Source organism: Marinomonas profundi (genome assembly GCF_020694005.1).
GTDB classification, from domain to species: Bacteria; Pseudomonadota; Gammaproteobacteria; order Pseudomonadales; family Marinomonadaceae; genus Marinomonas; species Marinomonas profundi.
Genome location: NZ_CP073013.1, coordinates 127,119 through 153,600, shown reverse-complemented (window position 1 = coordinate 153,600; position 26,482 = coordinate 127,119). Strand labels below are relative to the sequence as shown.

Annotated in this window: 22 protein-coding genes; 7 read left to right on the top strand and 15 right to left on the bottom strand. The window is 44.7% G+C overall.

All coding sequences use genetic code 11. From position 1 onward, the window contains the following. Window positions 1-32: 32 nt before the first annotated feature. Window positions 33-2,081: a carboxy terminal-processing peptidase gene (locus tag J8N69_RS00700; RefSeq protein ID WP_168822048.1), complete on the bottom strand. Its 2,049-nt coding sequence runs from the start codon at window positions 2,079-2,081 to the stop codon at window positions 33-35. A gap of 122 nt (window positions 2,082-2,203) precedes the next feature. On the opposite strand from J8N69_RS00700, the gene J8N69_RS00695 reads away from it, so the two are divergent. Continuing rightward, window positions 2,204-3,502 (top strand): M18 family aminopeptidase, encoded by a 1,299-nt coding sequence (locus J8N69_RS00695; protein ID WP_168822049.1) that lies wholly within the window; start codon window positions 2,204-2,206, stop codon window positions 3,500-3,502. Between the two features lie 85 nt (window positions 3,503-3,587). Here the strand turns inward: J8N69_RS00695 and J8N69_RS00690 are convergent, their stop codons facing one another. Next, on the bottom strand, window positions 3,588-4,910 hold the full coding sequence (locus J8N69_RS00690; RefSeq protein WP_168822050.1) for a TolC family outer membrane protein: 1,323 nt from the start codon (window positions 4,908-4,910) through the stop codon (window positions 3,588-3,590). A gap of 197 nt (window positions 4,911-5,107) precedes the next feature. Further along, window positions 5,108-6,358, bottom strand: a complete 1,251-nt coding sequence (locus tag J8N69_RS00685; protein WP_168822051.1) for a hypothetical protein — start codon at window positions 6,356-6,358, stop codon at window positions 5,108-5,110. Between the two features lie 117 nt (window positions 6,359-6,475). Here J8N69_RS00685 and xni point away from each other — a divergent pair, with 117 nt between their 5' ends. Continuing rightward, window positions 6,476-7,267, top strand: coding sequence for a flap endonuclease Xni (gene xni / locus J8N69_RS00680; protein ID WP_168822052.1), 792 nt, complete (start codon window positions 6,476-6,478; stop codon window positions 7,265-7,267). Window positions 7,268-7,367: 100 nt separating this feature from the next. Further along, the gene (gene gltX, locus J8N69_RS00675; RefSeq protein ID WP_168822053.1) at window positions 7,368-8,849 is read left to right on the top strand and encodes a glutamate--tRNA ligase; all 1,482 of its coding nucleotides are present in this window, start codon (window positions 7,368-7,370) and stop codon (window positions 8,847-8,849) included. Window positions 8,850-9,081: 232 nt separating this feature from the next. Here gltX and J8N69_RS00670 read toward each other — a convergent pair whose 3' ends face one another. The 9 genes from J8N69_RS00670 to J8N69_RS00630 all read right to left on the bottom strand — a co-directional run bounded on the left by J8N69_RS00670 (window position 9,082) and on the right by J8N69_RS00630 (window position 19,971). After that, window positions 9,082-10,968 carry a methyl-accepting chemotaxis protein gene (locus tag J8N69_RS00670; protein WP_168822054.1) on the bottom strand — a complete coding sequence of 629 codons (1,887 nt, stop codon included), beginning with the start codon at window positions 10,966-10,968 and terminating at the stop codon, window positions 9,082-9,084. Window positions 10,969-11,201: 233 nt separating this feature from the next. After that, window positions 11,202-11,516, bottom strand: coding sequence for a DUF3301 domain-containing protein (locus J8N69_RS00665; RefSeq protein ID WP_168822055.1), 315 nt, complete (start codon window positions 11,514-11,516; stop codon window positions 11,202-11,204). Window positions 11,517-11,758: 242 nt separating this feature from the next. Further along, window positions 11,759-12,295, bottom strand: a complete 537-nt coding sequence (locus J8N69_RS00660; protein WP_168822056.1) for a flavodoxin — start codon at window positions 12,293-12,295, stop codon at window positions 11,759-11,761. A 38-nt stretch (window positions 12,296-12,333) separates the two neighbouring features. Next, window positions 12,334-13,221, bottom strand: a complete 888-nt coding sequence (locus tag J8N69_RS00655) for a helix-turn-helix domain-containing protein (protein ID WP_168822057.1) — start codon at window positions 13,219-13,221, stop codon at window positions 12,334-12,336. A gap of 122 nt (window positions 13,222-13,343) precedes the next feature. After that, entirely contained in the window at window positions 13,344-14,714 is a 1,371-nt protein-coding gene (locus J8N69_RS00650) for a sigma-54-dependent transcriptional regulator (protein WP_168822058.1), read from the bottom strand. A gap of 1 nt (window position 14,715) precedes the next feature. Continuing rightward, window positions 14,716-16,734, bottom strand: a complete 2,019-nt coding sequence (locus tag J8N69_RS00645; protein ID WP_168822059.1) for a PAS domain-containing sensor histidine kinase — start codon at window positions 16,732-16,734, stop codon at window positions 14,716-14,718. A 128-nt stretch (window positions 16,735-16,862) separates the two neighbouring features. Next, on the bottom strand, window positions 16,863-17,813 hold the full coding sequence (locus J8N69_RS00640) for an AEC family transporter (protein ID WP_168822060.1): 951 nt from the start codon (window positions 17,811-17,813) through the stop codon (window positions 16,863-16,865). 25 nt (window positions 17,814-17,838) lie between these two features. Beyond that, on the bottom strand, window positions 17,839-18,519 hold the full coding sequence (locus J8N69_RS00635; protein ID WP_168822061.1) for a response regulator: 681 nt from the start codon (window positions 18,517-18,519) through the stop codon (window positions 17,839-17,841). A gap of 45 nt (window positions 18,520-18,564) precedes the next feature. Beyond that, entirely contained in the window at window positions 18,565-19,971 is a 1,407-nt protein-coding gene (locus tag J8N69_RS00630; protein WP_168822062.1) for an ATP-binding protein, read from the bottom strand. A gap of 374 nt (window positions 19,972-20,345) precedes the next feature. Here J8N69_RS00630 and J8N69_RS00625 point away from each other — a divergent pair, with 374 nt between their 5' ends. Further along, window positions 20,346-21,062 carry a YebC/PmpR family DNA-binding transcriptional regulator gene (locus J8N69_RS00625; protein ID WP_168822063.1) on the top strand — a complete coding sequence of 239 codons (717 nt, stop codon included), beginning with the start codon at window positions 20,346-20,348 and terminating at the stop codon, window positions 21,060-21,062. Window positions 21,063-21,134: 72 nt separating this feature from the next. Further along, window positions 21,135-21,329, top strand: a complete 195-nt coding sequence (locus tag J8N69_RS00620) for a DUF1289 domain-containing protein (RefSeq protein WP_168822064.1) — start codon at window positions 21,135-21,137, stop codon at window positions 21,327-21,329. A gap of 43 nt (window positions 21,330-21,372) precedes the next feature. Here the strand turns inward: J8N69_RS00620 and J8N69_RS00615 are convergent, their stop codons facing one another. Continuing rightward, entirely contained in the window at window positions 21,373-22,605 is a 1,233-nt protein-coding gene (locus tag J8N69_RS00615) for a glycosyltransferase (protein ID WP_227803928.1), read from the bottom strand. 162 nt (window positions 22,606-22,767) lie between these two features. On the opposite strand from J8N69_RS00615, the gene fabV reads away from it, so the two are divergent. Together fabV and J8N69_RS00605 are read left to right on the top strand one after the other, a co-directional pair. After that, window positions 22,768-23,970, top strand: coding sequence for an enoyl-ACP reductase FabV (gene fabV, locus J8N69_RS00610; protein WP_168822065.1), 1,203 nt, complete (start codon window positions 22,768-22,770; stop codon window positions 23,968-23,970). 137 nt (window positions 23,971-24,107) lie between these two features. After that, window positions 24,108-24,650 carry a hypothetical protein gene (locus tag J8N69_RS00605; RefSeq protein ID WP_168822066.1) on the top strand — a complete coding sequence of 181 codons (543 nt, stop codon included), beginning with the start codon at window positions 24,108-24,110 and terminating at the stop codon, window positions 24,648-24,650. 27 nt (window positions 24,651-24,677) lie between these two features. Here the strand turns inward: J8N69_RS00605 and J8N69_RS00600 are convergent, their stop codons facing one another. Further along, window positions 24,678-25,421, bottom strand: a complete 744-nt coding sequence (locus tag J8N69_RS00600; RefSeq protein ID WP_168822067.1) for a YciK family oxidoreductase — start codon at window positions 25,419-25,421, stop codon at window positions 24,678-24,680. A gap of 18 nt (window positions 25,422-25,439) precedes the next feature. Further along, window positions 25,440-26,162, bottom strand: coding sequence for a bifunctional 2-polyprenyl-6-hydroxyphenol methylase/3-demethylubiquinol 3-O-methyltransferase UbiG (gene ubiG, locus J8N69_RS00595; protein WP_168822068.1), 723 nt, complete (start codon window positions 26,160-26,162; stop codon window positions 25,440-25,442). Between the last annotated feature and the right edge of the window lie 320 nt (window positions 26,163-26,482).

Sequence of the window (26,482 nt, the reverse complement as noted above, 5' to 3'; positions counted from 1 at the left end):
TCGCAAAAACGCTTTGTTGCTGGTTTGTTGGGCTACTTTTGTGCGGTTTGCTTGTCGGTTTGCTGTTGTGCCATTTGGTTGGTTGCAATGAAGTCTAGCAGTATTTCTGAGGCTTCTTTTGCATAGGTGTCTTCTTCAATCGGTTCTATATCTTCAACCGAGGCGAGCGTTTCTAAGCCGAGTGCTTGGCGACGAGTATTCTCTCTTTCTAGTTCTCTTTTTTTGCTGTCTTCTCGTTGTTGTATACGAGTGCTTTCTTTTAATGAAAGCGCTTTGTAGCTTTCGGCCAGTTCTTTGAATTCGTTTATCTGTCCATTGATCGCTACAAAGTTGGGATCTTTCGCCATTCTGGCTTCATGGCGTGGTTCTAAAACGGGCAAGTAAGCGGGTATGTTCCAATACACTGGGTAGCGCGTTTCATGGATTTTATCCCAAGGTAATGGGTTGTCTAGGGCGCTTTCGCCTATGGTGTCTTTGTCAATCAGGGATGGAAAGGCAATGTCTGGCATGACGCCTTTGTGCTGAGTACTTTCGCCAGAGACACGATAAAACTTCGCCTGTGTGACTTTGAGTTGCCCTTTGTCCAGTTCTTGCAGTACTTGAACTGTGCCTTTGCCAAAGGTTTGGTCACCTAGAATCAGCGCGCGTCCGTAATCTTGCAGTGCGCCTGCGACGATTTCGGACGCGGATGCGCTCATGCGGTTGACTAAAACGGCCATAGGGCCACTGTAGGCGATGGCGGTGTCAGTATCGCCTAGCGGTGTCACGCGTCCACTTTGGTCTCGTATTTGTACGGTTGGGCCGGATGGAAGAAACAGTCCAGTCAGTGCATTGGCTTCTTGTAAAGAACCACCGCCGTTGTTTCTTAGGTCGAGGATAAGTGCGGAAATATCTTCTTCACGCAGTTCGTCAATGAGTTGTTTGGTGTCTCTGGTTGAACTTTTGTAATTTTTATCGCCTGCTTGAATAGCGGCAAAATCAGAGTAAAAAGTCGGTAGGCTAATAACGCCCACTTTGTATTTTTCACCGTCACGCTCAATGTCGACAATTTCTTTTTTGGCCGATTGGTCTTCGAGTTTGACTTTTTTACGCACGATACTGATTTTTTTGCTGGTTTGCGTGTCGCCTTTGCTAGGGGTGATTTCTAATATTACCTTGGTGTCTCTTTCGCCACGAATCATGTCCACTACATCGTCGAGGCGCATACCCACGACGTCAATCATCGGCTGGCCTTCTTGTCCTACGGCAATAATTCGGTCGTTAGGGGCTAGGTCGCTTTGTGTTGCCGCAGGGCCTCCAGGGACTAATCTGACCACTTTGGTATAGTCATCGTCCATTTGCAAAACAGCACCAATGCCTTCTAAAGACAAGCTCATGTTGATGTTGAATGTTTCCGATGCTCTTGGTGCAAAGTAGTTGCTATGAGGGTCTAGTGCGGCGGTGATTGAGTTGGCGAATGTTTGAAAGACATCAATAGCGTTGGTTTGATCCACTTGTTTTAGCTGGTTTTTGTATCGACGTTCGATGATTGAAATGGTTTTCTCTTCGTCTTCACCATTTAATTTGAGTGTCAGGGCGCGGTTTTTAATGCGTTTGCGCCAGTTATCATCCAGTTCTGCTGTCGTTGTTGCCCATTGCTGGTTTTCTGGGTCGGCGTTAAAGGTCTCGTCAATCTCATAGTCAAAGCTTTTTACCATCTCTGGCAGGTTTTTTTGAAGCTTGATGAGTCTGTGCTCTAGGCGCTCTAAATAGAGGTTGTAAATGGTATAGGCTACTTGTGTGTCGCCGTTTCTGAGGGCATCGTCAAAGCTATGGCGGTGCTTGGATAACATGTCGATGTCGCTCTGTAAAAAGAAGCTTTTGCTCGGATCTAAGGCGTCAATGTAGTAGTCAAATGCTTTGGCTGAAATAGCATCATCAATCTGAGGTCTGTTATAATGGATGCCTTCAAGCATTTCTACGAGTTCTTTTGAGACTTTGTCGTATTCATGAGGAGGTTGCAATTCCTGGTAGGCAGACACAGGGGTTACAGCAAAAGCGTAGCCGGTTAAAAGGCAAAGTAAAAAGTGTTTATAGTTCATCCGGTGTAAGTTCTCTCTGTCTGTTTAATACGTCATGGGTAAAATCATATTAGACACTGGGCTGTAAGGCTAGCCAAAGTGTAAAAAAGTCACTTTTTTAAAGCATTGTGCTATAGGACATTATGGAATATTCAAACTTCAATGACGGTTTATTGTCATTTCTTCAGGCTTCTCCCACCCCATTTCATGCAACGACCAGTATGCGCCACGCTTTGCTGCAAGATGGTTTTATTGAGCTTTTGGAAGATGATAGCTGGGTAATCGAAGAGGGTGGTAAGTATTTTGTGACACGTAATCAATCATCATTGATTGCTTTTACCACACCGCAGCTCAACTTTAGTCAACGTGGCTGGCGGATGATTGGAGCGCATACGGACAGCCCTTGTTTGAAGCTCAAGCCAAATGCACAGGTGGATCGCTTTGGTTATCATCAGTTGGGGGTTGAGGTGTATGGCGGTGTTTTATTGCATACATGGCTAGACCGTGATTTGTCGATTGCGGGGCGTATTACCTTGAAAACACAAAATGGCGACATTGTGAGTCGTTTGGTGGATTTTAAAGATCCGATCGCGGTGGTGCCTAATTTGGCGATTCATTTGAACCGTCAAGCCAATGAGGGCTTTTCGGTTAATCCACAAGAAGAAATTTTGCCCATTCTATGCGGTGCTGAAAATGCATTTGATTTGCATGAGCTGCTAAAAACTCAGCTTAAAAAGCAACATGCGGATTTGCATATCGAGACGATTCTTGATTTTGAATTGAGTTTGTACGATACGCAACCAGCGGCGCTAGTGGGTTTGCATAAGGAATATATTTGCTCCGCGCGGTTGGATAATTTGTTGAGTTGTTATGTGGGCTTGCAGGCATTATTAAGCTCAGATTCACAGCGCCCAAGTGTATTGATTTGCACTGATCACGAAGAAGTCGGTAGTTTGTCTACCAGTGGCGCCAATGGCCCATTTTTAGACGATGTCTTGCGCCGTTTAATGCCAAATCCAGAGCAATACGTACAAGCAATTCAGCGCTCTATGCTGGTGTCGGCTGACAACGCCCATGGTTTGCATCCGAACTATGCGCATAAGCACGATAAAAATCATGCCCCCGCCATTAATAAAGGCGCGGTGATTAAGGTGAATGCCAATCAGCGTTATGCCACCAACAGTGAAACCGCGAGTATTTATCGTGATATCGCGGCAGAAGAAAACTATGCGGTGCAATGTTTTGTGGTACGCAGTGATATGGCATGTGGTAGCACGATTGGGCCGATTACTTCTGGCGAAATTGGGGTGCCGACGATAGACATTGGTTTGCCGACATTCGGTATGCATTCCATTCGTGAACTGGCGGGTAGCCGTGATGCGTATGGTTTGTATAAAGTCTTAGCTCGATTCACCAAACGCGAAAAACTGATTGCTCGATAAGCTTATTGGCGTTATTAGGCCAGAAACAAAAAAACCGTAAAACAGCATTTTACGGTTTTTTTATAGGCTTAAATTGATTTAAAAATCAATTTTTTGCCACTAACCACTTATCCAGTTCTTGGATTTTGTCTTCCGTTAAGTCGCCAGTGGCTTCCAGTAGGTTGAGTTTTTTCATTACAAAATCGTAGCGGTATTGCTCATAGGTATTTTGCGCGTTGTACAGGTTTGACTGTGCGTCGAGTAATTCAACTAGGTTACGGGTGCCGACATCGTATCCGGCTTTCGTTGCTTCTAGGGCGCTGGTACGAGAGCGGATCAGTTGGCGTTGTGCTTCAATTTGAGCAACTGCAGTTTGTAGCTCTAAATACAGGCTACGAATGTTAAGCTCGATAGTTTGCAGTGAGCTGGCTCTTTGCTCAGTGGTGGATTCGGCTTGTGCGGTTGCTTGACGAACCGACGCGCTGATGGCGCCACCGCTATAAAGCGGAATGCTAACGCCAAGTCCAATTTTGGCGGTATTTGTAACGCCATCTAGGTTTGGATTTGCTGGACTAGTGTCACTGTCTTTCCTTGATAATTCCCCCGTGATCTTTACGACCGGTGTACGTCCGCTGGCTTTTTGAATGTTAATGTTGTTTTCGGCACTGGCAACTTTTAAATTTAGTATACGTAGTTCTTTATTGTCACGGTGTGCTTTTGCGATCAAAGAATCCACTGTCATGCTGGCGTCAAGACGAATCGGGTAGTCTTTTGACAATTGTGGAATATTGTCTATTTCTTGTCCGGTTCTTTGATACAGCGCTTTTTGTGCATAGGAGACTTTTGAACGTGCGCTAAGCTCAGTAACGCGAACTGAGTCATATTCGGCTTGCGCATCTTGTAAGTCGGTAATGGAGGCTAAGCCGACTTCGTACTGTTTTTTGGCTCGATCCAGTTGACTGGCCGTACTTCTGACCAAAGCTTCTGTGGTTTGTAGGGTAGATTGAGCCGTTAATAGGTCAAAATATTCTGTCAGGGTGGACAGTGCAAGGTCTTCTTCCGCGTTGTTGAAACTAATGCCAGCACTTTCATAGCTGAGCTCTACCGCATCTACTCCATAGCTAAGCACTGGAGAGTAGATCGGATAATCCAATAATAGGGCTAGAGAATTCGTGTCATTGTCACTGCTTCCTGAATCTGCATCTGTATTTGTGTAGCCCAAGTTACCACTGAAACTGATATTCGGGTATAGGTTGCCTTTAGTAACGGTGACACCTTCTTTTTCGGCTCGATAAGTGGCCGCAGCGGCTCTTAAACCTGGGTCATGTTGTTTGGCAAGTTTGTAAACTTCGTAAATGCTTTCAGCATGAGCAGTCGTACTACTTAGGACGGCTGCAGCGATGAGTGATGGTATAATATGCTTTTTCATAGATCTCTGTGGGCTCGTAGTATGAAATATAGTTATAATACTACCTCAAGTTTTTGGCTTGTGGCAGTGGCATTCTTGCTATATCTATTATGAATTTTGACCATATCATAGCGAAAAACTTCAAATAGCGCCCCAATGTGGAAACTTAATGCAAGAGCGGCGTTTTTTGATTCTATTTTTTGCTTTGGTCGTATTTTTCAGTTCTTTAATGCCACTTTATAGGTGATGGTTTGCTTTGAATGGGCTTCTATTTTGCCCTCAATAAGCAGACTGTTGGCGTTGGTTTTGGTCACACCGTTGCCTTCGAGCACCTCTATAATGCCATTGGTGTTTTGTGTTATCGCGTAATTTTGAGCTTTGTCTGCATGGTTCTCAATGGTCGCGCGCCATACTTGCGTGCTGGGTAGTTTTTGCGATGACACGCTGACTAGGGTGAGATAGCCAGTAATATCTTGGCTTTTATTCGTAGTAATGTTGACTGTGTGGTCTTTCCTGACCGTATTTAATTGCGCTGTATTGCCTGGGATAAGTAAGTTTTCTCTTTTCCAGAACGTTTTGTAGGTTCCAGGAAGGCCGTCATCTTGTAAGACAAAACGTAGGTTGGCGTAAAAATTAAGGTCTGCTTCTCCAGCATGGTTGCTTTGCGTATAAACTTGTGCGGTGTGCGTTAGTTTGCTGATTTTGCTGGCGCTGCTTGGCAGTGGTATCAGCGTATTGGAATAGGGCGCAATGGTCAGCGTGTCATGACCGATTGGGTAACTAATTTCATTGTCTTGATAGTCTATCGATGATTGATCTGCGCTCATGGCGAGTGTGCTGCGTTCTGCTTTAAAAAGTCGGGGTGTCGCGTTTCTTGCATAGTGAAGAAGGCTGTCTTGTATCTTAATGGTCGAGCTTGAGTGGTTGTGTAATAGCGCTTGCTGGGACACGGAAACCTGATCATTTTCGAAGATTAAACTCAATTGCGGTGTCCATGCTAGCTGATCGGTCTGATAGGTGACTTGATAGGCGGGTTTGAGTGTTTTGTTGATGTCTGCTTTTTCGAGCGGGATAAGGTAAAAATCATCCAACGGCAAGGTGGTTGGCCGGTCGTTGATCATGAGCAAAAAAGAGCGATTATTTGGCTCGATTTTAGTCAAGAGGCCAGTGTAGTTTAGCTTTCTGTGCTTATGCTCTACTGTCACTTTACGGCCGATTTCGTCGAACCAGTTTTTGTCGAAATGGTTTTCTAAGTGAGTAATAGGGGCAAAGTTTTCTTGTAATGGAAACAGTGTGCTGGGGGTTGGGGTGAGGCTTAGTTGCTGACTATCCTCGACCACCTGGCTGCTATCGAGCCCAATAACTGCATGAATGCTGGAAGCAAGGGCTGTAGGAGGTGCTGCATTTAGAGCTGGGGTTATGGCACTTAAAAGAAGACCAAGGGAAAGGTAAGTAGATTGTTTTTTCATGGCAGCGTCCTTCTTGCTTGTGTGTATCATGATGAATTATCGTGATGAGCTTTGTACATGTTACCCTAATAATGTCATTCGACAGTAACCTAAATGTAGCAAAAATAAGGGTTTGGAGTGGATAAAAAATTACTCATTGTTGACGGTTTAAATTTAATTCGCCGCCTCTATGCCGCGTTGGAGTCTGAGCAAGACTTGGTTCGGCGGATTGAGCGCACGCAAAGTATTGCCGTCGAAGCGTTAGCAAAGTTAACCCAGCAGTTTCAGCCTTCTTATGCTGTTGTTGTTTTTGATTCTAGTGGCAAAACATGGCGTCATGAATTGTACCCAGAATATAAGCTCGGTCGGGTGCCAATGGATGATGGCTTGCTGCTGTCTTTGCCTGATTTTGCTCGAGTATTTCGTTTTAATCATCTGCCTTGTTTAAGGCTTGATGGTTGGGAGGCTGATGATCTTATTGCCACATTGGCGGTGAAGGCCGCGAGTCATAATATTAAGTCGTATATTGTTTCGACCGATAAAGGATTCACCCAACTGCTAAGCGATGATTGTATTCTTCAATATGATTATTTTGCCAAATTAGGTTATGACAAAATCTGGGTGCCTGGAAAATATGGCGTCGAACCACATCAATTGATTGATTATTGGGCCCTAGTTGGCGATACCACCAACCGCATTCCGGGTGTAAAGGGGATTGGCCCTAAAACAGCGCTGGCCATTATGAATCAGTTTTCTACGATAGAAGACATTTACGCTAATCTATCTGCTTTTTCGGAACGCATTCAGTCCTTGTTGGCGGGTGGCTACGAGCAATGTCTGCAATCGCGAGCGTTAGTTGCCCTAAAAACGGATGTGGAGATTGGCGTGCGTCTTTCGCAGCTGCGTTATAACGCGCCAAAAGTTGAGTGAATCCACTTTCTAGACAGAAAAGATAAGTCGAGCCTCTTACTCATAAGTAGCGAGAGGCTTATAATAGCGGCATTTCAGGCAACAAACAGATGAGATTTTTATGACAGAGGTAAGAACACGTATTGCACCATCGCCAACCGGCGACCCGCATGTTGGTACAGCCTATATTGCGTTATTTAATATGGCGTTTGCTCGCAAAATGGGTGGCAAATTTATTCTACGAATTGAAGATACAGACCAAACCCGTAGCACCCCAGAGTCTGAAAAAATGATTTTGGATGCATTGCGTTGGCTAGGGCTGGATTGGGCTGAAGGCCCAGATGTCGGCGGAGAGTATGGTCCTTACCGTCAAAGCGAGCGGGGTGATATTTATGGGCAATACGCGCAAGAGCTGATTGATAAAGGTCACGCATTTTATGCATTTGAGACAACGGAAGAGTTGGACCAAATGCGTATTGAACAAAAAGAGCAAGGTTTGCCGCAAAAATACGATGGCCGTGCGTTGGCTCTGACGCCAGAAGAAGTGCAGGCGAAATTAGAGGCTGGCGTGCCTTATGTTATTCGCATGAAAATCCCCGAAGAAGGTATATGTGTCGTACAGGATATGCTGCGTGGCACCATTGAGATTGATTGGGCTCAAGTGGACATGCAAGTTTTGCTAAAAGCCGATGGCATGCCGACGTATCATCTTGCTAACGTGGTTGATGACCATTTGATGAAAATCACCCATGTTATTCGTGGCGAAGAATGGATTAACTCGGCACCCAAGCATATTTTGTTGTACCAATATTTTGGTTGGGATATGCCAACTTTGTGTCATATGCCTTTGTTGCGTAATCCAGATAAGTCTAAGTTATCGAAACGTAAAAACCCAACCAGTATCTTGTACTACCAGCGTATGGGCTATATGGCCGAAGCGGTAATCAACTACCTTGGTCGTATGGGCTGGTCTATGCCAGATGAGCGTGAAAAATTCTCATTAGATGACATGGTTGAGCACTTTGATATTCAGCGCGTTTCTCTAGGCGGACCGGTTTTTGATGTCGAAAAGCTTAGTTGGCTAAATGGTATGTGGATTCGTGAAAATTTAACGCCTGAAGCCTTTGCGCAAAAGTACGTTGAATGGGCGCTTAACCCTGAGTATTTAATGAAAATCTTGCCTCTGGTGATGCCTCGTGTTGAAACCTTTTCGGATGTGGCGGATGTCGCGGGCTTTTTCTTGAAAGGCATGCTGCCCATCAGCAAAGAAGACTTTTCTTCTATTAAAATGGAAGAAGAAACCCTTCGTAAAGCGATGCAGTTCGCTTTATGGCGTCTTGAAGCGTTGAATAAATGGGAAAAAGACAATATTTTTAATGAACTGAAAACATTGGCGCAAGCCATGGAAATTAAGCCAAAAGACTTTTTTGCGCCTTTGTTTGTGGCGATTTCAGGTACCACAGCGTCGGTGTCTGTGTTCGATTCTATGGCAATTTTAGGTTCTGATATTTCTCGTGCCCGTATGCGTACGGCCGTAAATGTATTGGGTGGGCCTTCTAAGAAAGAAGCGAAACGCTGGGAAAAAGAATTCTCAGAGCTGTAGTTTTTTAGGGCGATAGTTTTTCAGAGCTGTAGTTTTTTAGGACGATAGTTTTTTAGGACGATAGTTTTTTAGGACGATAGTTTTTCAGAACGATAAATTTCTTAGCACTATAATTGTCGCAAAACGGTCAATAGAGTGTTTTTTGACAATAAGTGAAAGCGACTAAAACCCATAAAAAAAACCGGCCTGAGCCGGTTTTTTTATGGGTTAATATAACACTTCCAGTATTGGCTTAGCGCGTAGTGAATACGGCAGTTTTCTTATCTAAGCTGCTTACCTGATTGTGTATGTCTCTGGTATTGCCTTCAATGCTATTAATATAGCTGTTATCTCGCTGTAACTGTTGGGCTATTTTGTCCATTTCTTCGCTCATGTGCACCGCTGTTTTCGCGACTTCCTGAATGGAGCGTGCCATGTCAATCGAAGATGCGGAACTAGTTTGTGCATTTTGCTCAATTTCTTTAATAGCCACTTCTGCTTTTTCGCTAAATTCTTCAATCGCATGCAGGCTTTCTTGGCCGCTGCGCATGGTTTCAATAGCGGTCTGCGTTGAGGTTTGAATGGTGCTAACAATGTCGGTAATTTTAGCCGTCGCGTCTACCGTTTTCTCTGCTAGAGAGCGGACTTCGTCAGCCACCACCGAAAAGCCTCGGCCAGCCTCACCAGCCCGCGCCGCTTCTATCGCAGCATTAAGGGCTAAAAGGTTGGTTTGATTGGCCAGATCATTGATCATACCTATCACGTTATCGATGTCTTTTGAAAGCTGTCCTAGCTCGTTCAGCTGCTCACTGGTCTTATTCACCACACTGATGGTGCTGGATAGATTAGACAGTGCGCCTTTTATTGTTTCGGCCCCGACTTTAGCAGACTCGTAGGTATGCTGTGATTGGCTGCTTAAATCTTCTGTGGTGTTTGAGATGCTAGAAATGGTTGTTGAGATTTCCTCTGTTGCTGCCGCCAAGGAGTTAGTCTGTTCACTTACTGAGCGGTTGCTTTGAGCGATGTTGGTCACAGAGGTGTTCAACTCGGTTACCATGCCGTTTACACCTTGTGTGGTATCAACGACTTCTCCGATCACCGAACCAAGCCCGTTGGTCATCTCATTGACTGAGCTACAAAGTGAGTCAAATTCATCATTACGTTTGTTGTTGACATACAAGCGTGCTGTTAAGTCACCGCTTTTTACTTTGCCAAGATCCTTGATAATTTGATTGAGGGTTTTGCTCACACTGCGGCCTATCCCCATCATCATTAAGGCGGCGATAATAGCCACCACAATGCTAACAACAATTAGGCTGATACTGGCTTGTTGAGAGCTATCAGAAGCTTGTGTGCGAGCTTCTGATACCGCGTTCTGCATATAGTCGACGGCAATTAGGCGTGTTTGATTAAAGTCTGCTTTACGGGCTTGAAACTCAGCTTGTAAGGTTTTTAGTTGCTGGTTTTCACTGTCGAAATTCTCAACGGAAGTAAAGTATTGATTGATCACTTCTCCGAAGCGCTCTTCTAGACCAAAGTTGGTCACGCGCTTATAGAATTTGTCATAGCGCTCCATGAATTCGACTTTGTTTTCTGGAACAGGCTCGAAAATGAAGTTTTTCTCTGCTTCACGTACTGGCAGAAACTCTTGTTTTACCAAGCTTAAAAAAGAGATTTCTTCGGTGACTTTCTCGCCTAGAAGAGATATTTCTCCTTTTAGACCAGAGGAACCATTAAAGCCTACTTTTTGTCGTTGATTAATCAAGGATTTGAGTGTGTTATTGTAGTTTGTTAACGCGACAGCGATGTTGTCTAGGTAGGTTTTTGCTTCTTCATCTTGAAGATAATCGGTGTCTTTTTCTAATATTCCCATGAATTTTTCATGGTTGGCATTGACCTGCTCAATAAAGCCTTCAGCGGAGCTGTTGTCTATGCCTGATAGGGACTCATATTCTTCCATGAGTGTAATAACGAGAGAAGCGAGATCCTTATCCACTTTTGTTAAACGATCAAATTTATAGGAGGAGGTTTCTTGAACATTCAATCCTTGTAGTGCCACAGCAGTTACAATAACGAATCCAAGAATAGCTGCAATAAGCAGAGAGAGTAACTTGGTACGAAAACTAAGGTTTGCCAACATGTGATATCCTGCACTTTTTTATTATAGATTGAACCGATAGACACATTAATAAGATGAATTAAACACCCTTGAGTAATGAAATCTAGCCTATCAAAGCATTACAAATATTTACCTAACTATTCTATTTCTACTATGGCCTTCTTTGCAATTAAATGACATAAAAATATGACATTTATCGATATCATTGCAGTGAATTGAGGATTGTGCAAGTCTGCTGACGAATGACGTCGAGTTTAAAAGTCATGCGGGCTAAGCCATAGGCTCAATTGTTGTTCTCCAAGGAGCGTTATGCTGCCGGGATAACGAGCAACGCCACTTGAGCTGAATTCAAATTTGTAGGTTCTTTTTATTTTTAGCCCGCCATTGGCCCACGTTGGTACCCATCCCGCTCCCGCGACACTGTCATCCAGTAATTGCAGGCTCAAGGATTCGCAATGTTTCTTCACTTTAAAGAGGGCGCGTTCACGCATGGAAATGTTGCTCCACCAAGCGTAAACAAAAGCGATGACAGTGAGACCAATCGTAATATCTGAAAGTTGTAGATTCATGTTTGCCAACGCTGCATTGAAAAAGTGGTGACATCATAGCGAATTGTTACGAGAAAAAGAAATACGTGGCTACCTCCAAGCAGGAGAGAAAGGAGAGGTAGCCACGTTCTTCACGCATTACAGAGCTCGTTGCATGGTTATCTCATTGACCGAAAGTAAAATTTGGGCATTCGGGGCAGCGAATGTATGGAGCTCCAAATTTGAGTCGTTTACTTCCAATCAATGGCCAGACAGGCGATAACTTATGCCGCTTCTACTGCTCTTTCTGCGTAAAGCTGGATGACCCACTGCTCAACTCTTTGATCAGTGAGTTCAAATTGCTGGTCTTCATCAATGGCGAGGCCGATGAAGTGTTCTTTGTCGTCAATACACGCTCTAGAGGCTTCGAATTCATAGCCTTCTGTTGACCATTGGCCAATAAACGTAGCGTTAGTTGGTAATAATTTCTCGTACAGCCAGCCTACCGCGTCGACAAAGTAGTCTCCGTAGCCAAATTGATCGCCTAAGCCGTATAAGGCGATGACCGTATTTTCCAAGGCCAGTTCAGCTAAGCTGTCGCCAATGTCTTCCCAGTCCGATTGAATGCCGCCAAAGTCCCAAGTGGGAATGCCTAAAATGAGCATGGAGTATTGTTCAAGTTGGCTAAGCTCAATATCTTTGATGTTGAATATATCTACTTGTTCGCCAAGTTCTTGCCATTGTTTGGCTATTTTGTGGCCAACCTCTTCTGTGTTGTTGGTGTCTGTGCCGTAAATAAGGGCAATGGATGAATTCGCCATAGTTTGTTTTTATTCCTGTTACTTAATGAATCAGTTACTTAATGAATTTGTCCGTATTGGTGACTGCTGACACCAAAGTGTTGAATAAAGGCCGCTTCAAATTGATCCGCTGAAAAACCACTCTGCGCAACGATATGTGATTTTGAGGCTGGATTTTGCCTCAGCTGCGCCGCCGCTACTTTGATCCGGCTGTGAGTACAATAGCTTTCTATAGATTGCCCTACGAGTAGGTGAAAGCCGATGGCGAGGGCGTCGGTATTGAGTCCAACGGTATGCGCTAGTTGCTGAATGTTTAGCGCCGCTTTGGCGGGGATTTCAATGAGATTTTGAGCGTTAAATAATTTACTTTGACACTCTTCACATTGCGATAAATGGTTCAGCATTTGCAGCTGTTCGATCAGGGTGAAAATAGCAGCATAAAGGTGGCCTGCCAGGCTAATAGAATGGCCTTTATGGCTCAAAATAGGCTTAATGATGTTGGCCGTCTTTTCTGTTAAGGGAAGTTGTATGACGGCATTTTCATTCGCAAGTTTGTCTTGCATGGCGCTAAAATGCTGAATAATTTGATTTTCTGTTTCTCCAAGCACCATGGCCAAATGTGAGGGCGTGATGCGTATTTGGATCAAGCTTCGTTCTGTGTTTTCGGCGATAGAGAACACACCATTTATATCTCGCGCTTGATAGGAAATTTGCACCGACTCTATATCTTGTATTGTCTTGATTGCGCTTGTCCCTAAAAAAGAAAAATACAATCCTTGTCGAGCTTCTTCATAGATTGAGATCGCTGTTTTGCTGTGTAAGTGCTGGTCAAGCAATTGCAGATTGGGAAGCAAAGAAAGAAGCTGTTTATGACCGGATAGTTGTCCGGACTGCTTTTTTTCGATATTTCCCGCATTGTCATACACATCGCTCATATTCACTTGCATTATGTGTCGCCTCTAATCTGATAATGGTTATCATTAAAGGTTTTTTATCGATTCAATGCAAGTGATTCTCATTAAATTTTTTATATGAGAATCACTGTTTTAATATTTTGCGCTGATAAGCGTTATGAAAGGTAGTCTGTGCGGTTTAATCCGTATTTTTGCATCTTTTGATTGAGGGTTCTTCGTGGTAGTTGAAGTTGCTCTAAAACCAGCTGAATGTTGCCTTTTTGTTGGCGGATGCTGGCTTCAATGAGACTGCGCTCAAACTCTTGTACTTTCACACTCAGTGGCAATGGCGTGACGGTGTCAATATCGTCTTGTGCCTGATACCCCGCCAGTATTTTTGCCACACTGGTGTTTGGGTCGAGGGCATACCGTAGTGCCACGTTTCTTAGTTCCCTTACGTTGCCCGGCCATCCATACAAGGTGAGCGTTTCATGGTCCATAGGGCTCAGTTGCCGGACTTCGCCGCCACGCTCCTTGATTGCAATGCGGCAAAAATGCTCAAACAGAAGAGGAACATCCGACCCTCTGTGACGTAACTCTGGGAGGTGTATTTGTGATACGTTGAGGCGAAAAAATAAATCCTGTCGGAAATGCTCAAGTGTTTGTAAGTCACTTTTGGCTGCCGCAACGACTCTTAGGTCGATTTGTATGGTGTGGTTGCTGCCAATGCGCTCAAGCTGATTTTCTTGCAAAACGCGGAGCAATTTTATTTGCATAGGCAGAGGCATGCTTTCAATTTCATCCAGAAACAAGGTGCCACCGCTGGCGTGCTCTAGTTTCCCAATTCGTTGCTTATTGGCGCTGGTAAAGGCGCCGGCTTCATGCCCAAAAAGTTCACTTTCAAAGAGGTCTGTCGGAATGGCGGCGCAGTTTATCGCGACAAAAGGGCGGCTGCTTCTCGGGCTGCAGTCATGCAGTGCTTTTGCGACTAGTTCTTTGCCACAGCCTGTTTTGCCATAAACGATGACGTGAGTGTCCATGCTGGCAAATGTGTGGATTTGCTGCCTGATGCGGATAATTTGTTCGTGTTGCCCGATGATCACTTCTTCCAGGCCATGTAACTCGCCTAGGTATTGGGATTGTGTGGCGTGTTGCAGTTGGACGTGGCGCTGTTGAATGGCTTTTTCTACGGTTTGTATTAACCGATTCGGATCAAACGGCTTTTCAAGAAAATCGAAGGCACCATCGCGTAGCGCACTGACGGCGGTATCTATATCGCCATGGCCAGTAATAAGAATAAAAGGCAGATCATGCTCTTGTGAAAGGCAATCGTTCATCACAGTTAGGCCATCTATGGGCGTCATGCGAATATCACTGATGATAATGCAGGGTTGTGCGCTGGCAAATTGATTAAGCAGCTCTTGAGCACTGTAAAACTCCCGCACCTCATAATCGGATAAACGTAACCATTGTGCAGTGGTTGAGCGGACGATGTCGTCATCGTCGAGTAGCCAGACTTCAATTGCGGAGCGGGTAGGGTTTTCCATGTTAGGCCTTTGCTAGGGTTAATCCGAACACCAGTTGGGAGGATTCGTTATGGCTTGCGGTTAAATCGCCATTCATATCTTTTGCTAAGTTCGCGCTGATTGCAAGCCCAAGTCCTAAGCCTTTGCCTATGGGTTTGGTGGTAAAAAAGGGCTCGAAGATATGGGATAGGTTAGCTTGGCTTATACCGGGGCCATTGTCTCGATAGCAGAGGGTGATTTTTTCATTTTTGGTGACGAGAGTGATGTTTATTTGAGGGGGTATTTTTTCCTCAGAGCAAGCTTGTATAGAGTTACTGATCAAATTGGAAAATATTCTTTCTAATCGTGTCGGCTCAGCCATGACCTTGTCTAAGTCGTTGAGGTGTATTGACCAGCTAATATTCTGTGCGTCGTCACCAAGGCTGTCGATCGCTTTTTGTATAGTGTGTTTTATAGGGGTTGGCGTGAGCTGTTCGGGTCTTCGGTAGGCGAGCACTTTAAGTTCACTGGTGAGGCACTGCATTCTGCCGACTAAGGATTCTAAATCAAAGAGTACTTTAAGGGCTTGTTCCGAATCTTGTCGTTTTAGCAGCAGCTCGGCGGTAAAGGCGAGTGTTCTGATGCCTGTTAAGGGTTGATTTAGTTCATGGGCAATGGCTGTTGACATTTGGCCGATGGCCGCGAGTTTTTCTGTTCGTAATAATTCTTGCTGCGCGGCTTCCAGCGCTTTGGTTCTTTCTAACACGCGATCTTCTAGTCGGCTATTGGCTTCTAATAAGCTCAGTTCTGCCTTTTTTCTCTTGCTGATGTCCAATAAAGTGACTAAATAGCCCGGTAGCTCGTTCCATTCTAAAGATGACACCGAGAGGAGGGCGGGAAAGGTTTGACCGTCTATTTTTTGTAAAATAACTTCTTGTTCTAGCAAGTTACTGGCGTGTCCATTGCTTGCTATATCTGGAGTGCGCAGTGATTTTATGAAAGACAGCGCGACTTGATTTTCCTGGCAATCCGGTAGCAGTTCTTCTAAAAAGTGGCTGTCGAGTTGTGATTGCAGGCCAAAGTAACGTTGCCCCATTGGATTGACGAAGGAGATTTCCCCACATTTAGTGAGTTGTAAGAGTCCTACGTGGGTGTTTTCAATTAACGCCCTTTGTCGTTGTGTGCTGTCAGCAATCAGTAATTCATTTTCTCGTTTGGAGGCGATTTTCAAAGATCGTTCACGCCGATAGAGCCAAAATAAAAATAATAAAGCGAACCCTCCTAAGCTAATAAAGGCAATGTTTTGGGCTTTTTGTTGTATGCCTTTTAGGTTTGATAGGTAATGTATTTGCCATTTAAGGTCGTCTAGCATCACATTTTGTAGAAGGTAGTTTTGGTCGTCTAAGCGATAGGCTTTTGAGCGGGTATTATTTAGAAACTGAATGTCTGTTGGCTGCTCTAGCCAGTCACTTGGTAGAAGTCGATTCAACTTGCTGGCCAAAAAGATGAGGCTGTTTTGATCGGTCATTACGACTAAGTCTTCGAATAAATTCCAGCGCTCTATTAGGTCATTAACATTAATTCTTACCGCCACTGCGCCTGCAAGCCCTGCCTGTGTGTAAACTGGCGCTAACACAAGATGGGCCGATTTGTACTGGCTTGGGTTGTAGCCAGAGACCAGCATGTATTCACCTTGCTGCTCTTTTAGTGTGTTACTGAGGGTGTCTTTGTCAAAGTAGTCGTCTAGGTTGAAATGAATGGATTGTTCGCTAGAAACGAGTAGCTTTCCTTGTTCAGAAAGAATAAACCAATCATGGGTTTTGGACACGTGCGTCAGGTCTTCTAGTTGGCGTTGCAAGTTTTTCTTTAATGAGGCGTCTTTAGGGTTGCCCATAAACGCCAGTAAGGTTGGGTTATCGGCAAGCGCATAGGGGAGAATGTGGTAGTTTTTTAACTCATTTCGCAGCTCGATAACGTAGTCTAGTAATTGGTCTTGCCCAGCAGAATGTTTGTCAATAATCAGGGCTTGGTAAGCGACCGTGTTGACAGCAAAAAAGAGCATGGTCAGTAAAGCGCCACCACAGGAGAGGAAAAAAAGACGATGTTTACGCAATGATAAAAACAAAGGTTGTCTCGCTGGCTTTCATATAAACCCTATTTTGATGTCAGGTAAATGCTGGGTGATATGGGTCAAATTAGGTGGAAACTGCGTAACAACGTAACGCCAATGCTGGTGCTAATCAAGGAAACGATGGTGGTAATCACAATGATGTTAGCGGCCAGCGTAGCGTTGCCATTCATCGCACGTACCATGATATAACTTGCTGAGGCGGTGGGGGCTGATGACATGAGAAAAAGTACGCCAAGTTCCATGCCTCGGTAGCCCAGTAGATAGCCTCCTAACGTTAAGGCAAAAGGAATGAAAATAAGCTTTCCCGCGGATGCGATAGCAGAGCTTAGAAGATCGCTTTTTAGCGAGCTAAAACTCAACGAGGCCCCTGCACAGAGCAGCGCCAAGGGTAATGTCATCTGAGCGAAGTAGTCGCCCGCTTTGTAGAGTGTGGTGGGCAGTTGAAGGCCTGTGATGGCGCTGGCAAAAGCCGCTAATATGGCAATAATAAGCGGGTTTTTGACGATGCTTTTGATAATGCTTTTAAGGTTAGCATCGGTGCCCAATGCTCGACTTAAGCCAATAACCGATAATATATTGAAGAGTATTGTCACGCCGCCTAGGTAAACAGAAGCGACGATAAAGACCTCATTACCATAAGCGTTAACACAATAAGCAAGACCAATTATGCCCATGTTCGAGCGAAAAGCACCCTGTACTAATACCGCTCGCTGTGCTTTATCTGGCTCCCATATCGACATTAATAGCTCCAACATAACATAGGTTACGGTGACGGCTAGCATGGCGTAAATCACTAAGGATAGATCGGTGTTAGTGGTTAAATCTGTTTTCGATATGCTAATAAACAGTAATGCGGGAAGCGTGACGTTGAACACTAATTTAGACGCTACATCGATAAAGTTATCATTGATAATTCGTATTCGACGTAGCACGACACCTAATACCAAAATCGTAAAAATAGGCATGGTAATGGAAAAGGAAAATACCAATACATCTAAAAAGCTGTCCAACGACGCTATTCCTTACAGTCGAGTACTATTGGTCGTTATTCTCAAAACGATAACCTGCACCATAAACCGAGTGAATGACATTGAGTTCTGGTGCCACCGCCGAGATTTTTTTGCGTAGCTTTTTAATATGGCTATCTATGGTGCGATCACTAACCACTCGGCTGTCGGCGTAAATGCTTTTCATAATAAGATCCCTGCCAAATACACGACCAGGCTCTTTAATTAATAACTGCAATAGCTGAAATTCAACCGTTGTTAAATCAATAAGGTCGCCTTTGTAAGTGGCTCGTAAGCGATCTATATCTAAGTCAAAACCATCTGTTCTGGGGGATTCTGCCTGATCTAGCTCAACACGGCGTAGGTTTGCTTTCACTCGTGCAACGATTTCACGTGGACTAAAAGGCTTGCAAACGTAGTCATCTGCGCCCATTTCTAGACCAATTAATCGGTCTATTTCTTCTGCTTTTGCGGTCACCATGATAATGGGTACACCACTAAACTGACGCACCTGTTTGCAGATCTCAATGCCATCTAATCCAGGTAGCATAAGGTCTAACAAAATAAGGTCTACAGAGTTGTTTTTAATGTAATTAACGGCAATATCTCCACGGTCTAGGTGGTGATGTTCGTAACCTGCTTGTTCCAAGTAGGCGCTCATTAATTCGGCTAACTTTGGTTCATCTTCAATAATCAGTACTTTGCTCATAATCTTTTACGTTCCATTAGTTAAAAAGCAGTAATTTAAAAAGAATTAATTTACAGGAAATTCTATTTTTATTCCTAAACCACCATCTGGTGCATGGTAAGCGCCGATAGTGCCCTGGTGTCCTTCGACAATGCCGGAGCAAATAGCAAGACCTAAGCCTCTTCCACCCGTTGTTCTATTTCTTGAGTTTTCAACCCGATAAAACTGTTCAAAAATTTTGTTAATTTCATTTTCGCCAACACCCGGCGCGGTATCTTCAAAAAGAATGTGTGCTTTCTTTTGGTGTTTCGAGAGTTTTACTATCAGCTTTCCTGGCACATTGGTGTATTTCAACGAATTATTCATGAGATTCGCAAAAAGCTGATGTAAGCGATCTGAATCACCTGTCATAACAATAGGGTGTTTTTGTGAATATTCAAACTCTAATTCCAATCCTGCTTCGCTAAATGGTAAGGTCATCGATTGCACGGTCTGCTCTATGATCTCATTTAGTGACACTTCTTCCATTTCGTAATTTAAGCTTCCAGTATCATGCATGGATAGCTGGTTTAAGTCATCGATTAAACGCGCAATATGGAGTGTTTCTTGCTGCAAAGAGGCGAGGCTCTCTGGCGATACTTTAATAATACCATCCTGCATGGCTTCTATTTCCCCTCTCAAAATGGCAACGGGGGTTCTGAGTTCATGGGCGGTATCGGCGACCCAGCGTTTGCGGGCTTCTCTGGTATGTTCCAGTGTGCAGGCAAGGAGATTGAAATTGCAGCTCAAATCCGCCAGTTCATCCGAACCTTTCACCGCTATGCGTGTTTCATATTTGCCTGCGGCGAGTTTTTTGGTGGCTTGCTGCATAGAGCACAGCGGACGGCTTAGCCACTGAGCTAACGGCCAAGTTAATAACGCCGCAATAGCCAGCATAAACGCTGAAATCAGTAAAAAGGCTTCACCCTGTTGGCGTACGAAGCGTAGCGTCTGGTCTTGAACCAGCTCGCGTATCGATCGTAAACCCACGTAGCCGACTATTTTTTTATTGACTTTTACCGCATGCGTTTCGGCATCACTAAAACGTGTCGTGCCTATGATGGCTTTTTGTTGGCTATCAAAGAGCAGAAAACGTTGACGATAATATTGGGAAGGATAAATTAGATCCAAATTTGGTGTGCTGGGGGGTGGGACTAAATCTCTTAGATTATCGAGTTTGGCTAGGTGCCATTCTTTTTCCATTCGACTTTCTTGTACTAAAAAATACCAATCATCGTAATAGATATAGAGGTTGGCTGTTCTGTTGGCCATTTGTCCTAAGAAGTCGCGATCACGCTCTGTGGCATAGGAAACAAAGCCCCGATCGAAGCTCCATTGAAATACTTGCCACATGGAAACAATGAGCAATATGTTGCTTAATACAAAAACGGCAAAAAGTTTGTGCCGAATTTTTAACCCTTTGGCAATTGTCATAGTGGAGCTGAAAACCTATTTATTATCCTGTTGAGAGACCCCTGATGACTCACTGTGCACGGTCTAAATGTCGCTAGCGATGCACGATAGGAGTGTGTCTTGGGTGAACTGTGTATTTAACTATTCTAATCGTCTGTTTACTATACAGTTTTTTTGTGAAATCTGGCTACTTGCTTGGCGTGTAAATAATGAGGATTTGGAATTGAGCTTTTTTGCTGCTTTTTGGCGCATTTTATTTCGATGTTGTTTTTCTTTGTGGGGCTTTTATAGCGCTATCTGGTTTTTATCGTGTTTAGGCCGTGCTAGCAGTTCCTTCTTTTTGAGGGACACGTTAGAATCTCACTTTTCAAGACAGTATTAAATAGGAATATGTAATGGGCAGAGCCTTCCAAAACCGCAAAGAGTCCATGGCAAAAACGTCTGACCAAAAAGCCAAGGTGTACAGCAAATACGGCCGTGAGATTTATGTTTGCGCGAAATCCGGTGGTATGGACCCTAATGGTAATTTGGCACTACGTTCACTGATTGACCGTGCCAAAAAAGATCAGGTGCCAACTCACGTTATCGACAAAGCGATTGATAAGGCGAAAGGTGGCGGTGGCGAAGATTTTGATACGGCTCGCTACGAAGGTTTTGGTCCTGGTAACACCATGGTGATCGTGGATTGCTTGTCTGATAATCCTAATCGTACTTTTGGTGATGTGCGTACTTGCTTTAACAAGGTGAAATGCAAAATCGGCAGCCAAGGCAGCGTGAGTCACATGTTTGATCACAGTGCTATTTTTGTGTTTGCCGGCACGGATGAAGAGGCGGTACTAGAAGCCTTAATGCTGGCAGATGTGGATGTGACGGACATTGAGCTAGAAGAGGGTAAAGTGACTGTTTTTGCGCCACACACCGATTACAGTAAGGCGAAAACAGCGTTAACGGATGCCTTTGGTGAAATTGAATTTGAAGTCGATGAAATTCAATTCGTCGCGCAAAATACCACCGAAATTCAAGGCGAAGAAGTCGAGCAGTTTGACCGTTTCTTAGATCTTTTGAATGACTTGGATGATGTTCAGCGCGTTTATCATAACGCTGAATATTAGAATCAGAGGCCTTGGTGGTGTTTTCCGCCAAGGCTTTTTGTTTACTGTGTTCTGTATAAGTGTTGAGTGAAAATGACCAAGCCGAAACCTCAGTTAAAATCCCCCTGCGTTAACCTTTGCCTGCTTAATGATGATGACGTCTGTGTGGGGTGTTATCGAACGGGTAAGGAAATTAGCCAGTGGGGCAGCATGAACAAAGCATCGCAACAGGCGGTGATGAAAAAAGTGCGTGAGCGAGAAGCGAAAAGCCAGTTCGTCAGCGAGTAATAATGGCCTTTACTTTCACTGGCTTTTCGATGTTTTTTTAACATCACTTTTCCACAGCAGTATTTTTAAGTTCAATCCATTGTGACATGTACTGTGTGCTTTTTAGGCTGTGGTGTCGCAACATCAAACCTAAAAAATGTTTTTTCCTCAAGCTTTCCCTTAGCTGAGTTTGTAGTGTCAATCTATTGATTAACTTGGCTTGCCATTCGTCTGCTTGGTAGCGGTCTTGTAAAATTCTATTGCCATTTTGTTGCATCAATAGCCAGCTAGTTTTGTCCTCATAAAGAGAAACGGCCGCATCAACAAAAGTCTCCATATCGTCTGTGATAACGCCATTCCAGGGTAATTCTCCGTGCATGGATTCTGCGCCAACGCTGGTGGTGATGCTTGGGGTGCCCATTTGCATGGCTTCCACCAACTTGCCTTTGATGCCAGCGCCAAAACGTAATGGCGCCAAACACAGTCTGGCTTGTTGTATGACGCTTTGAGCATTTTCGGCCCAGCCTTTTACCAAAAAGCCTTCTTTTGCATTGTGTAATTGCGTGGCTTTGGGTGGCGGGTAGGCGCCATAAATATGCATTTCTGCTTTTGGTAGTCGTTGACGAATCTTTGGCCATATCTCTGTTTTAAGCTGTAACACAGCATCCCAATTGGGGGCGTGACGAAAGTTGCCAATGCTGATGAAGTGTTGGCGTGCTTCAAAGCTTAGTAGTGTGTTGGTGTCCTGTGGTTCTGGCAGCATAAATGGCAGGTGGAACACATGGCTTTCCGGTACGTGAAATTTATCGATTAGCAGTTCGGTTTCGACTTCGGAAATCATCAAGGTTAAGTCGCAACGATGGATGGCGGCGATTTCACGAATGCCGTGGTCGCTATAAAGGTCTTCTATCACAAAGTCTCTGTTTTGTTTAAGAGCGGTGTGTCTGGCTTGTCTTAATGAGTGAAGATCTTCCGTATTGAGCACGCGTAACGAATCTGGGCTGAATTTTTCGACGCGCCAGCCGAATTGCTCTTCCATCATAAAGCGATCAAATACCACAATATCGGGCTTTTTATCGGCAATGTAACGGTCGAATGACGCATTGTTAAGCTCGATATGTTCAGCTTCAATGCCTAATTCAGAGAGATCGACCATGTGCTCAGTCTGCTGCGCTGGGCTGGCGAAAGACAGTTGCCACTGCTGTTTATAAAAGCAGTCGAGCAGTTGCATCATTCTACTGCCAGCGGCAGAGGAGTTGGGTTCTGGCCAGACGTAGCCGATGACAAGTAGGTGCACGGTAATTTTTAAGGCCTCTGTAAGCTTTTGATTCTGTATTTTAACGAGAATCAGGACATATTCATCTGGCTATTGTATCATGGCGGACAGATTTGTCTTGCCTGTCTCGTTTGAGGGATTATCTGGCAAGACGTAAGCAAAACATGACGTTGAGAAGATATTATGATCATAAAGCCAAAGATTCGCGGATTTATTTGTACCACAACACACCCAGTAGGCTGTGAGCAAAATGTAAGAGAGCAAATTGCTTTTACTAAAAGCAAAGGCGCCGTTGAAAATGGCCCTAAAAAAGTACTCGTAATCGGTGCGTCAAGTGGTTATGGCTTGTCTTCTCGTATCGCAGCAGCGTTTGGTTCTGGCGCGGCGACGATCGGTGTTTTCTTTGAAAAGCCTGGTACGGATAAAAAAACCGGCACGGCAGGTTGGTATAATTCTGCGGCGTTTGACAAAATTGCCAAAGAAGAAGGTTTGTACGCTAAAAGTATTAATGGCGATGCTTTTTCAAATGACGCTCGCGCAACCGTTATTGACCTCATTAAGCAAGACCTTGGTGAAGTGGACATGGTGGTTTATTCGTTGGCGTCTCCTGTGCGTAAGCTGCCAGACACGGGTGAAGTGGTTCGTTCTGTTCTTAAGCCGATTGGTGAAACCTACCGTTCTACGGCGATTGATACCAATAAAGATGTGATTATCGAAGCGGAAATCGAGCCAGCGACAGAAGAAGAAGTTGCGGCCACGACAACGGTAATGGGCGGCCAAGATTGGGAGCTTTGGATGTCGGCGTTGCAAGAAGCGGGTGTTCTAGCGGAAGGTGTTCGTACGGTTGCTTACTCTTACATTGGCTCTGATATTACGTGGCCAATTTATTGGCATGGCGCATTGGGCAAGGCAAAAGAGGATTTGGATCGTGCTTCTGCGGCCATTAATGCTCAGTTGGCGACGCTTGGTGGCGGTGCGAATGTGGCGGTATTGAAGTCTGTTGTGACGCAAGCGTCTTCTGCTATTCCTGTGATGCCATTGTACTTGGCGATGGTCTTTAAAGTGATGCGTGAAAAAGGTCTTCATGAAGGTTGTATGGACCAGATTTATCGTCTGTTTTCTGAACGTTTGTACAATAACCACACCCCAGCTGAGTTGACAGACGATATGAATCGTCTTCGTCTTGATGACTGGGAATTGCGTGAAGATGTGCAGCAAGCTTGTCGTGATCTTTGGCCACAAATTAATGATGCGAACTTGTTTGCAGAAACTGATTATCAGCTTTATAAAGACGAGTTTTTGAAATTGTTTGGCTTTGGTTTGGATGGTGTTGATTATGATGCGGACGCCAATCCAGAAGCAGACTTTGATGTGATTACTCTCTAATATTGAGTTAAGCGCTAAAAAAATTAGAAAGTAAAAAAAAGATCAGAAAGTAAAAAAGGAGTTCAAGCATGGCTTGAACTCCTTTTTTTATGCCTTTTTATCTCTTATAGTGGGCGAATTGGTTTGTTGAGGTGTTTATGAAATATTCATTGGGATTGCTTGGTTTCGTGTCCTTGTTGGCAAATGCGCAGACAATCGAGCGTCACCCTGTTGATATTATTTACGGCGATGAGATTATTCGTGCTGAGCATCAGGTTGTGATGCGCTCGCAAGAAGCGGTGGCGATTATTCCTGTGGAAAAGTCGAGCTCAGCGCGTAGGCCGAATGTTGTGGTTTCGGCGAATAATCGGGGGATGTCTTATCTGGAAGAAAATGCGATTGCTGCGCGTGAGCAGGCGATCTACGATGAAGTCAACAAGCGCACAGAAGAAGCGCCGTTTACGGTGTTGTTTACTGGGAATGTCCCTCAAGATATTCTAGAAAAGCGTTTGCGGATGATGCCTGAAATAGGTGTCTTTGGCGACCAAAAGGAAGCGGGTGGTGCGCCACAAAGTAATAGTCGGCCTGATGTAGGGCAGTTTTCTCCTGTTGGAGGAGAGCGTTCTTCGGCGAGCTCTAACGGTGCAAAAAGCGCTCCTGCGACCAATGAAGAGAAGCTGGAGCGGCTGATTGGCGGTTAGTAGATTGGAGTAATAGTGCGTTGCATTTTATTGGGCATCGAGTGATTTGCCGTTCACGGTGAGGCTGTCTTTACCCATTAAATAGAGGTAAATCGGCATAATGTCTTCTGCTGTGGGTAAGCTGTTAGGGTCTTCATCTGGGTAGGCGCTTGCTCTCATGCTGGTGCGTGTGGCGCCTGGGTTAATTGCATTTGTGCGTATGTTAGGGGCGTGTTCGGCCAGTTCGCTGGCGAACAGTTGAGTCATCGCCTCTGTGGCAAATTTGGATATCGCATAGGCGCCCCAGTTGGCTTTGGCTTTTCTGCCCACGCCAGAGGTGGTGAAGATGATTGAGGCGTGTTCTGCTTTTTGCATGAGGGGCAGCAGGGCTTGGTTGAGTACGAGCTGACTGGTGACGTTGACGCGCATTACTTGTTCAAACAAGGTTGGGTCACAGTTTGCTAGGCTGGTGCGCTCACCTAATAGGCTGGCGTTGTGCAGTATGCCATCAAGGTGGCCGAACTCGCTTTTTATGGTGTTAGCAAGCTCGATATAATCGTGCTCCGCCGCACCGTCCAGATTGAGTGGAACGATAGCCGCTTGCGGATAATGCTGTTTTTCAATGTGGTCGTAAACAGCTTCAAGTTTTTTTGTGGTGCGACCCAGTAGAATGACGGTCGCACCATGCTGGGCGTAAGTGATGGCAGCGGCTTTTCCGATGCCGTCGCCCGCGCCTGTGACAAGGATTATCTTGTCTTTGAGTAGTTGGCTTGGGGCTTGATAATCAAACATATTGCCTCCTTGGGCCTGTTAGGTGTCGGCTTTTTGGGTGTGCATGAGGTAATTAACCGACACGTCTTTGTCATTAAGTTTATACACTTTGGTGAGCGGGTTGTAAGTCATCCCCGTCATGTGGACGACTTCTAATCCTGCTTGTCTTGCGTAATTATTTAGCTCTGCTGGTTGGATGAATTTGGCATAGTCATGTGTGCCTTTAGGGAGCATTTTCAATATGTACTCCGCGCCCACAATGGCAAAAAGATAGGCTTTTGGGTTTCTATTGATGGTAGAAAGAAACACCTGTCCGCCAGGTTTGACCAATGTCATGCAAGCATTAATAACAGAGGATGGGTCTGGCACATGCTCTAGCATTTCAAGGCAGGTGACCACGTCATATTGGCCTGCCTCGCGCTGGGCGATTTCTTCAGCGGTGATTTTTTCGTAGTCAATATCGAGTTGAGACTCTTCGCGATGCAATTTTGCAACCGCTAAAGGCGCTTCGCCCATATCAATGCCTTTCACCTTGGCGCCGAGTTTTGCCATGGCTTCTGATAAAATACCGCCACCACAGCCGATATCGATGACTTTTTTGCCCTGCAATCCAGAGGTGCGTTCATTGATATAGTTTGTGCGCAAAGGGTTGATGTCGTGCAGTGGTTTAAATTCATTTTCCGTATCCCACCAGCGGCTAGCGAGTGCTTCAAATTTTGCCACTTCATCAAGGTCTACATTGTTTTGTTGTGTACTGGTCATATGTTTGGCTTCCGTTAGTCGTGTTCTATGTCAATAGTAAAAACTGTACTCGATGAGCTGAGCAACTTGCTAGGGACGTTATGCTGATCAGTTTGCTGTGCTGGCGCTAAGGTGGTGGTGCTTAACGTCTCTCTTTTTGGTATGGCTTTTAGTATAACGTCTCCCCATAAAGTGGCCAGCAGAGTGTCTTCTTAATCTTGCTAGTATAACCAGTTCCTAGGCTGGGGTGAAATGGTGGTGGTTATGGTGCTCAGGAAAAGTATAATTGGGCTCTAGAGCGACAAAACATGTTCCTCGAAGGGGTGTTATTTATTTCCTTA